Here is a 659-nt window from a genome sequence, read left to right on the forward strand (position 1 = left end):
GGATACGGTATCTGGATCAAGACAAAATCCGTATTTACAAGATTATTTAAACATTGATAAATTGTACGATATATTAAAGGACTATCCGCAAGTTGTTTTCTTCACAAGTCATACGCATTGGGATTTAAACTTACCAGATTGGGCTGGTAAAAAGAAAATTGAAGGCGGAGATGAAAAAGGATTTACGGTTGTAAATACGGGCGGAATTGAAACAGGCTGGATGTCAGCTGGACCAAATGGTGGCGAGAAGAATGCTCCAGATGGATATTCATTTAAACAAGGACTGCAAGTGAAAGCATACGGTAACGATGTTGTCGTAACGGCTTACGATTATAAACGTGATAAGGATATTAAGAAATTATTAATTAGTGATTCAAAAATTGCGCAAATGGCACCAAATGTAACAGCTGATGATAGTAAAAACGTAATTGCCGGTGCAACTGAATATATGGAGTACTCTATAGAAGGAACGAATGAGTGGCATACGTATAATCCAGGGGACACTCCAAAATTTGATGGAGATAAAATCGTATATGTTCGTCATAAAGGAGAAATGAATTTAGAGCCGGGATTAACACAGCTTCTTCGTTTTTCAGCAAATAGGTGATTGGAGAGAGCCCGCATTTAAATATGTGGGTTCTTTTTTGATTGATGAGAAA

The 659-nt window shown here is 37.2% G+C and carries 1 protein-coding gene; it reads left to right on the plus strand.

Going from position 1 to position 659, the window contains the following annotated elements; genetic code table 11:
• A partial coding sequence (locus AC1DTM_RS30410) for a DUF4073 domain-containing protein (RefSeq protein WP_477001695.1) occupies positions 1 to 607 on the plus strand: 607 nt, incomplete at its 5' end.
• Between the last annotated feature and the right edge of the window lie 52 nt (positions 608 to 659).

The sequence above is a fragment of the Bacillus sp. P4_D3 genome, from assembly GCF_056401855.1.